Annotated in this window: 7 protein-coding genes and 1 pseudogene; 2 read left to right on the top strand and 6 right to left on the bottom strand. The window is 70.3% G+C overall.

Annotated elements, in window-relative coordinates; genetic code table 11:
• Positions 1–87: 87 nt before the first annotated feature.
• Positions 88–1416, bottom strand: a pseudogene (gene glnA, locus ABZ281_RS28575) (type I glutamate--ammonia ligase); the annotation flags it as partial.
• A 210-nt stretch (positions 1417–1626) separates the two neighbouring features.
• Here glnA and ABZ281_RS28570 point away from each other — a divergent pair.
• Positions 1627–2094, top strand: coding sequence for an RDD family protein (locus ABZ281_RS28570; protein ID WP_356660021.1), 468 nt, complete (start codon positions 1627–1629; stop codon positions 2092–2094).
• A 101-nt stretch (positions 2095–2195) separates the two neighbouring features.
• Here ABZ281_RS28570 and ABZ281_RS28565 read toward each other — a convergent pair whose 3' ends face one another.
• The 4 genes from ABZ281_RS28565 to lipB form a co-directional block, all read right to left on the bottom strand.
• Entirely contained in the window at positions 2196–2897 is a 702-nt protein-coding gene (locus ABZ281_RS28565; protein WP_356660019.1) for a DUF4191 domain-containing protein, read from the bottom strand.
• A 76-nt stretch (positions 2898–2973) separates the two neighbouring features.
• Complete coding sequence (locus ABZ281_RS28560; protein WP_030837456.1) at positions 2974–3177, bottom strand: hypothetical protein; 204 nt, start codon at positions 3175–3177, stop codon at positions 2974–2976.
• 263 nt (positions 3178–3440) lie between these two features.
• Positions 3441–4406 (bottom strand): lipoyl synthase, encoded by a 966-nt coding sequence (lipA, locus tag ABZ281_RS28555; RefSeq protein ID WP_356660017.1) that lies wholly within the window; start codon positions 4404–4406, stop codon positions 3441–3443.
• Between the two features lie 103 nt (positions 4407–4509).
• The gene (gene lipB, locus ABZ281_RS28550) at positions 4510–5310 is read right to left on the bottom strand and encodes a lipoyl(octanoyl) transferase LipB (protein WP_356660015.1); all 801 of its coding nucleotides are present in this window, start codon (positions 5308–5310) and stop codon (positions 4510–4512) included.
• 239 nt (positions 5311–5549) lie between these two features.
• On the opposite strand from lipB, the gene ABZ281_RS28545 reads away from it, so the two are divergent.
• Positions 5550–7031: a regulator gene (locus tag ABZ281_RS28545; RefSeq protein WP_356660013.1), complete on the top strand. Its 1482-nt coding sequence runs from the start codon at positions 5550–5552 to the stop codon at positions 7029–7031.
• A gap of 87 nt (positions 7032–7118) precedes the next feature.
• Here ABZ281_RS28545 and ABZ281_RS28540 read toward each other — a convergent pair.
• On the bottom strand, positions 7119–7774 hold a 656-nt coding region (locus ABZ281_RS28540), incomplete at its 5' end, for an FAD-dependent oxidoreductase (RefSeq protein ID WP_356660011.1).

Below are 7774 nucleotides of genomic sequence, written 5' to 3'. Positions count from 1 at the left end.
CGGGGCGCTCGTCGACAAGTCCCTCGTCGTGGCGGCGCCCAGCGGGGACGACGGCTCCTCCGGCATGCGCTACCGGCTGCTGGAGACCATCCACGTCTCGATCAGGTCCGGGGTGAACACGTCACCCTGGAGCAGGAACTCGTGGTCGGCTTCCAGGCGGTCCAGGACCGCGCCGAGGGAGGTCGGGACCTGCGCGACGTTCGCGTGCTCCTCGGGCGCCAGTTCGTACAGGTCCTTGTCGATCGGCTCGGCCGGCTCGATCTTGTTCTTGATGCCGTCGAGGCCCGCCAGCAGCAGCGCCGAGAAGGCCAGGTACGGGTTGCCGGAGGCGTCGGGCGCGCGGAACTCGACGCGCTTGGCCTTCGGGTTGGAGCCCGTGATCGGGATACGCATCGCGGCGGAGCGGTTGCGCTGCGAGTACACCAGGTTCACCGGCGCCTCGAAGCCCGGCACCAGGCGGTGGTACGAGTTCACCGTCGGGTTGGTGAACGCCAGCAGCGACGGGGCGTGCTTGAGGATGCCGCCGATGTAGTAGCGGGCGGTGTCCGACAGGCCCGCGTAACCGGCCTCGTCGTAGAAGAGCGGCTGGCCGCCGGTCCACAGCGACTGGTGGACGTGCATGCCCGAGCCGTTGTCACCGAAGATCGGCTTCGGCATGAAGGTCGCGGTCTTGCCGTTCTGCCAGGCCACGTTCTTCACGATGTACTTGAAGAGCTGGAGGTCGTCGGCGGCGGCGAGCAGCGTGTTGAACTTGTAGTTGATCTCGGCCTGGCCGGCGGTGCCCACCTCGTGGTGCTGGCGCTCGACCTGCAGGCCGGCGCGGTCCAGCTCGAGGGAGATCTGGGCCCGCAGGTCGGCGAAGTGGTCGACCGGCGGGACCGGGAAGTAGCCGCCCTTGTAGCGGACCTTGTAACCACGGTTGTTCTCGAGGGCGCCGGTGTTCCAGGCGCCGGCCTCGGAGTCGATGTGGTAGAAGGACTCGTTCGCGCTGGTCGCGAAGCGGACGGAGTCGAAGACGTAGAACTCGGCCTCGGGACCGAAGTACGCCGTGTCGGCGATGCCGGTCGACGCGAGGTAGGCCTCGGCCTTCTTCGCCACGTTGCGCGGGTCACGGGAGTACTGCTCACCCGTGATCGGGTCGTGGATGAAGAAGTTGATGTTGACCGTCTTGTCGCGGCGGAACGGGTCGACCCGGGCGGTCGACAGGTCCGCGCGCAGCGCCATGTCGGACTCGTGGATGGCCTGGAAGCCGCGGATCGAGGAGCCGTCGAAGGCGAGCTCCTCGGCCGGGTCGAAGGCCGATGCAGGGATCGTGAAGTGCTGCATCACGCCCGGCAGGTCGCAGAAGCGGACGTCGATGAACTTGACGTCCTCGTCCGCGATGAACTTCTTGGCCTCGTCGGCGTTCTGGAACATCCAGCTCCTCCTACTCCCGACCGTCCCGCCGGGGTGGTAGTTCGTTCGTGCGGCCAGTGCGGGTGGCACACGCTGACCTCGACCCTAGGGACGGGTGGTTTCTCGGGCGTGACTCGTTTGTTTCGCACAAGTTAACCGGCTCACCCTCCACCGTAGCCCGGACACACCCCGCCGTGCCCCGGTCATTTACGGGCGCAGTACCGTGGACGGGTGGACAACAGGCAAGCACTCGGATCGTGGCTCTCCGGACCCCGCGCGGCCGCGGAAGAGGCCGGTGCCGACTTCGGATACCGGGGCGAGCAGCTCGGTCTGCCCGAGGAGGGACCCGGCTCGATCGCCCGCCCGGGCCGCCGGATCGGTGCCCTCGCCGTCGACTGGGGTCTGTGTCTCCTGATCGCATACGGTCTCATCACGCAGAGCTACAACGAGGCGGCCCAGATCTGGGCGCCGCTCATCATGTTCGCACTGATGGTCCTCACGGTCGGTTCGGTCGGCTTCACTCCGGGCAAGCGCCTGTTCGGCCTGCGGGTGCTCGCCCTGGACACCGGCCGGGTCAGCCCGTGGCGCGCCGCACTGCGCACGGTCCTGCTCTTCCTCGCGATCCCCGCGCTGATCTGGGACCGCGACGGCCGCGGCCTGCACGACCGGCTGGCGGGCACGATCGAGGTCCGCACCTGACCCGAACGTCCGGTGTTGACCTGAACGCCGGACCCGCACGGACACGAACGAGGGGCGCCCGGTGTGATCCGGGCGCCCCTCGTTCATGTGGTGTGCGGGTGTCAGCGAGTCTTCGGCCCGCCCTTCGGCAGCCGCATGCCCTTCGGCATCGGCCCCTTCGGCAGCGGCATGTTGCTCATCAGATCACCGAGGGCGCGCAGCCGGTCGTTGGTGGCCGTGACCTGCGGGCCGGTCAGCACGCGCGGGAGCTTGAGCATGGTCGTCCGCAGCTTCTTCAGCTCGACCTGGCCCTCTCCGGTGCCCACGACCAGGTCGTGCACCGGGACGTCCGCGACGATGCGGTTCATCTTCCGCTTCTCGGCGGCCAGCAGGGTCTTCACCCGGTTCGGGTTGCCCTCGGCGACCAGCACGATGCCGGCCTTGCCGACCGCGCGGTGCACCACGTCCTGGTTGCGGTTCATCGCCACCGCGGGGGCCGTCGTCCAGCCCCGGCCGATGTTGTCGAGCACCGCCGCCGCGGCGCCGGGCTGTCCCTCCATCTGCCCGAAGGCGGCCCGCTCGGCCCGGCGCCCGAACACGATCGCCGACGCGAGGAAGGCGAGCAGCAGGCCCAGGATGCCGAGATAGATGGGGTGACCGATCAAGAAACCGATCGCGAGGAAGACACCGAAGGTGACGATTCCGACTGCCGCGAGTACAAGGCCGATCTTCTTGTCGGCCTTGCGGGTCATCTTGTAGGTCAGAGCGATCTGCTTCAGTCGCCCGGGGTTCGCAGCGTCCGCTGCAGGTTCCTTCCTCGCCATGCCCCGAAGTCTACGTGGCCCCACAAGCGCCGACGACGGCAGTGCCCGCGGGAGCCCCTGGGGGAGGGCCGGAGGGTCAGGGACGGACGGACAGGGACTGCTCGATGACGCGCTGCGTCTCGACCCGGTCCTTGGCGCGACGGCGGTCCTCCAGCACGGAGGTCCAGGCGTTGCGGCGGGCGGTGCGCTGACCACTGCTCATCAGCAGCGACTCGACGGCGCGCAGTGCGGTCGTGAAGGACGGAATCGCGGTGGCGCGGACGGGCGGCGCGGCCTGCATGGGTGAGGTCCCCCCTCGGGTGATGGGTGTACGTGCTGTGAGTTCAGCGTCACTGATTGGTGTTACCAGGGCGTGACCGGCCGGTCAAACACCCATGAAGCCCTGGCGGGGAATGGCGGAACGCCGACGCGGTCCTGACATGTGCCCTCATCTGCGAGGACGGTCAGGACCGCGGCAAATCGGTCACTACCGGCGGGTAGTCTCTTGTGCGCGAATTCACACGCTTGTCTCGACCCTTGATGGGCAGGGGTGGTGACGGTCCGTCAGACGGCCTGCGCCGCGATATGCCCGTCTCGCTTCTCCATGGCCATCTGGTAGAGCCGCCCGGCGCGGTACGAGGAGCGCACCAGCGGTCCGGACATCACGCCGGAAAAGCCGATCTGCTCGGCCTCCTCCTTCAGCTCCACGAACTCGTGGGGCTTCACCCAGCGCTCCACCGGGTGGTGACGCACGGAGGGCCGCAGGTACTGCGTGATGGTGACCAGCTCGCAGCCCGCCTCGTGCAGCTGCTTCAGCGCCTCGCTGACCTCTTCGCGGGTCTCGCCCATGCCGAGGATGAGGTTCGACTTGGTGACCAGGCCGTAGTCGCGCGCGTCGGTGATCACCTTCAGGGAGCGCTCGTAGCGGAAGCCGGGGCGGATGCGCTTGAAGATCCGCGGGACCGTCTCGACGTTGTGCGCGAAGACCTCGGGCCGGGAGGAGAAGACCTCCTCCAGCTGCTCGGGGGCCGCGTTGAAGTCGGGCGCCAGTAGCTCGACCTTGGTGCGGCCGGCCTCGCGGCCCGCGGTCTGCTGGTGGATCTGGCGCACGGTCTCGGCGTACAGCCAGGCGCCGCCGTCCTCCAGGTCGTCGCGGGCGACGCCGGTGATCGTGGCGTAGTTCAGGTCCATCGTGACCACGGACTCGCCGACGCGGCGGGGCTCGTCGCGGTCGAGCGCCTCGGGCTTGCCGGTGTCGATCTGGCAGAAGTCGCAGCGCCGGGTGCACTGGTCGCCACCGATGAGGAAGGTGGCCTCCCGGTCCTCCCAGCACTCGTAGATGTTGGGGCAGCCGGCTTCCTGGCAGACCGTGTGCAGGCCCTCGCTCTTCACGAGCTTCTGCATCGCGGTGTACTCGGGGCCCATTTTCGCCCGGGTCTTGATCCACTCGGGCTTGCGCTCGATGGGGGTCTGGCTGTTGCGGACCTCCAGGCGCAGCATCTTGCGTCCGTCGGGTGCGACTGCGGACACGACCGGCTCCCTAGCGATTGATTCTTCGGCGTCCTCAAGGGTACGCCCGTTGATTTGAAAGCCTGCGGCGGTGCTGGCCCCTTCAGCTCCCGCGCGGGCCGATTTATGCCGCGGGGGTCTTCTCGATCTCCCGCGGCTTCAGCTCCGCGCTCTCCAGGACGTCCCGCAGATGCCGTTCCACGACCGGCAGGACCTCCTCGATCGTCACGTCCCGGCCGAGCTCGCCGGCCAGCGAGGCGACGCCCGCGTCGCGGATGCCGCAGGGGATGATCCGGTCGAACCACTTGTTGTCGGGGTTCACGTTGAGTGCGAAGCCGTGCATGGTGACGCCCTTGGCCACGCGGATGCCGATGGCGGCGATCTTGCGGTCCTCGCGGCGCTGGCCCGCGTTGGACGGCGCGTACTCCGGGCCGTTCATGCGCGGGTCGAACTCCTCGTCGTGCAGCCGGGGGTCGAAGTCCAGCGACAGCCCGCCGAGCGCGGGGCGCTGCTCGACCGGGTCGCCCAGGATCCACACGCCGCTGCGGCCCTCGACCCGGCTCGTCTCCAGGCCGAACTCCGCGCAGGCGCGGATCAGGGCCTCCTCGAGGCGGCGCACGTGCGCCACGACGTCCACCGGGCGCGGGAGCTTCTGGATGGGGTAGCCCACCAGCTGGCCGGGGCCGTGCCAGGTGATCTTGCCGCCGCGGTCCACGTCGATGACCGGCGTGCCGTCGAGGGGGCGCTCGTTGTCCGCCGTGCGCCGCCCGGCCGTGTAGACCGGGGGGTGCTCCAGAAGCAGCACGGTGTCGGGGATCTCGTCGGCGAAGCGCGCCGCATGCACCCGGCGCTGCTCGTCCCACGCCTCCTGGTACTCGACGGCCTCGTCACCGAACCCCATGCGGACGAACCGCAACTCACTCACGGCAAGCGCCTCCCTCGAATGGGTGTGTCAGGCACGTAACGCGCCCAAGTCACTGTACGTCCGGCCCGGACGCGTCAGCCCCGAGACCAATCCTCACACGATCGGATGAATGTCCGTGAAAATGTGTGATGGGGTGTTTACTCTCCGCTACATTCGCGCCGTCCCAGCAAGCCAAAAGGCCTGCTCACAGGCAATCCGGCACATCACCAACACCGGAAGGCAGGAGACCGCACCGCACCATGACGGAACGACCCGCGCAGCGCACCCCCAACCGACAGCTCGCCGCGCTCATCGCAGAAGCGGGGTTCTCCAACGCGGGACTCGCCCGTCGCGTGGACCAGCTCGGTCTCGAACACGGGCTCGACCTGAGATACGACAAGACATCCGTCACCCGGTGGCTGCGCGGTCAGCAGCCCAGGGGCACCACGCCGGCCCTGATCGCCGAGGTCTTCACCCGGCGTCTGGGCCGCCGCCTCACCGCCCAGGACCTCGGCCTGGACGCCTGCGCCCCCGTGTACGCGGGGCTGGAGTTCGCCGCCACCCCCGAAGAGGCCGTCGACATCGTCAGCGGGCTGTGGCGCAAGGACTCCGGCAGCCACGCCGAGCTCCGCAAGATCTCCTTCACCCCGGCCGGGCTCGTCGTGCCCAGTCGGGACTGGCTGATCGGCCGGGCCGACGAGAAGGTCGCCCGGGGCGAGCCGGCCCCCGCCCGCATCCCGGCTCAGGGCCGCCCCGCCCTGCGCCCCACCACGGCCACGGCCGAGCCGGGTGTGCCGTCCCTGCCCCGCCGGCGCGGCCAGGCCGAACGCGGGCCCGGTCAGAAGGTCACCGCCGGCGACATCGCCGCTCTGCGCTCGGTCGGCGAGCTGTTCCGCACCCTCGACGACGCCTACGGCGGCGGCCACGCCCGCCAGGCCCTCGTGCGCTACCTGGAGCACGAGTGCGAGCCCATGCTGCGCGGCAGCTACGGCGAGCAGACCGGCCGCCGGCTGTTCGCGGCCGCCGCCGACCTGACCCGGCTCGCGGGCTGGACGTCGTACGACATCGCGGCGCACGGACTCGCCCAGCGCTACTTCGTCCAGGCGCTGCGGCTCGCCCAGGCGGCCGGGGACCGCACGTACGGGGCCTTTGTGCTGGTCACCATGAGCCGTCAGGCCGTCTACCTCGGGCACGGGCGGGAGGCCGTCCAGCTCGCCCGCGTGGCCCAGCAGGGCGTCGGCACCTCCGGGCCGCCCGTCGTCCAGGCCCTGCTGCACGCCTGTGAGGCGCGTGGGCACGGGGTGCTCGGCGAGGTCCGGGCCTGCACCGCCGCGCTGGTCCGCGCCGAACGGGCCCTGGATACGGCCCGGCCCGGCGACGACGTCCCGCACTGGGCGAAGTTCTTCGACGAGGCTCAGCTCGCCGACGAGTTCGGCCACTGCCACCGCGACCTCCAGCAGTTCCGCGCCGCCGCCCAGCACGCGGAACGCTCACTCCAGCTGCGGGCCCCCTCGTTCGCCCGCAGCCGGCTCTTCTGCCGGGTGGTCCTCGCCACCGCCCGCCTGGGCCTCGGCGAACTCGACCAGGCCTGCCAGCTCGCCGCGGAAGCGGCAGGCCAGGCAGCGGAGATGCGCTCGGTACGGGCGGTGGAGTACGTGCGGGACTTCGAGCGACGACTGGAGCCGTACAAGGACGCCGCCCCGGTGCGTAGTTACCGCGACAAGGTAGCGGCTTTGGGGTGAGGTGCCTGGGGGCGCGGGGCTGTGTCGATGTGCGGCTCCGCCGCGTGGGCGCGACAAGCCACAGCGCCCCCGCACCCGAACAACCACCTACGCGGCCCTCGGAACAGTCGGCACAGGATCGGCAACGTGCATCGACCGCCCCGCCCCGAGGTCCGCCAGAATCGCCGCCGACGCCCGATGCCCGGAGTGCAAAGCGCCCTGGACCGTGCTGGTGTCCCGGTGATCCCCGCACACATACAGCCCGGCGATCAACCGCACCGGCCGCCGCAGATCATGGGGCGGCCGCATCGCCGGCACCGCCTCCGCCGTCTGGTGCACGGCCAGCGTCTCCCACCGGGCCGTCGGCACCCCGTACAACCGCGCCAGATGCATCCGCACCGCCGTGTCGACTTCCCCAGGAGGCCGCCCGAGCACCGTGGACGACACCAGCGCCCGTCCCGCCGGAGCCCGGGACGGATCGACGTCACTGACCACCGCCGTGTGCGCGACCGGCCCGCCGAGATCCGCGTCGAGAAGCAAGGACGCCCCCGTCGCCGGCGGCTCGTCCGTCGTGTGGTGCACGACCGTCACCGGATGGAACTCCGGCACCCGCAACCCGGGCAGCAGCTCGGCCGCGGCGCGCGCACCCGTCGCCACCAGGACCGCCCGGCACCGGATGTCACCGTGCTCCGCGGTCGTCACCGACGTCGTCGAGACGGAGGTGACGCGCACGCCGGTGAGGACCGTGCCCGGCGGAAGGGCGC

This window comes from Streptomyces sp. NPDC006265 (assembly GCF_040613555.1).
Classification (GTDB): domain Bacteria; phylum Actinomycetota; class Actinomycetes; order Streptomycetales; family Streptomycetaceae; genus Streptomyces.
This window is presented reverse-complemented; position numbering and strand designations above follow the sequence as displayed.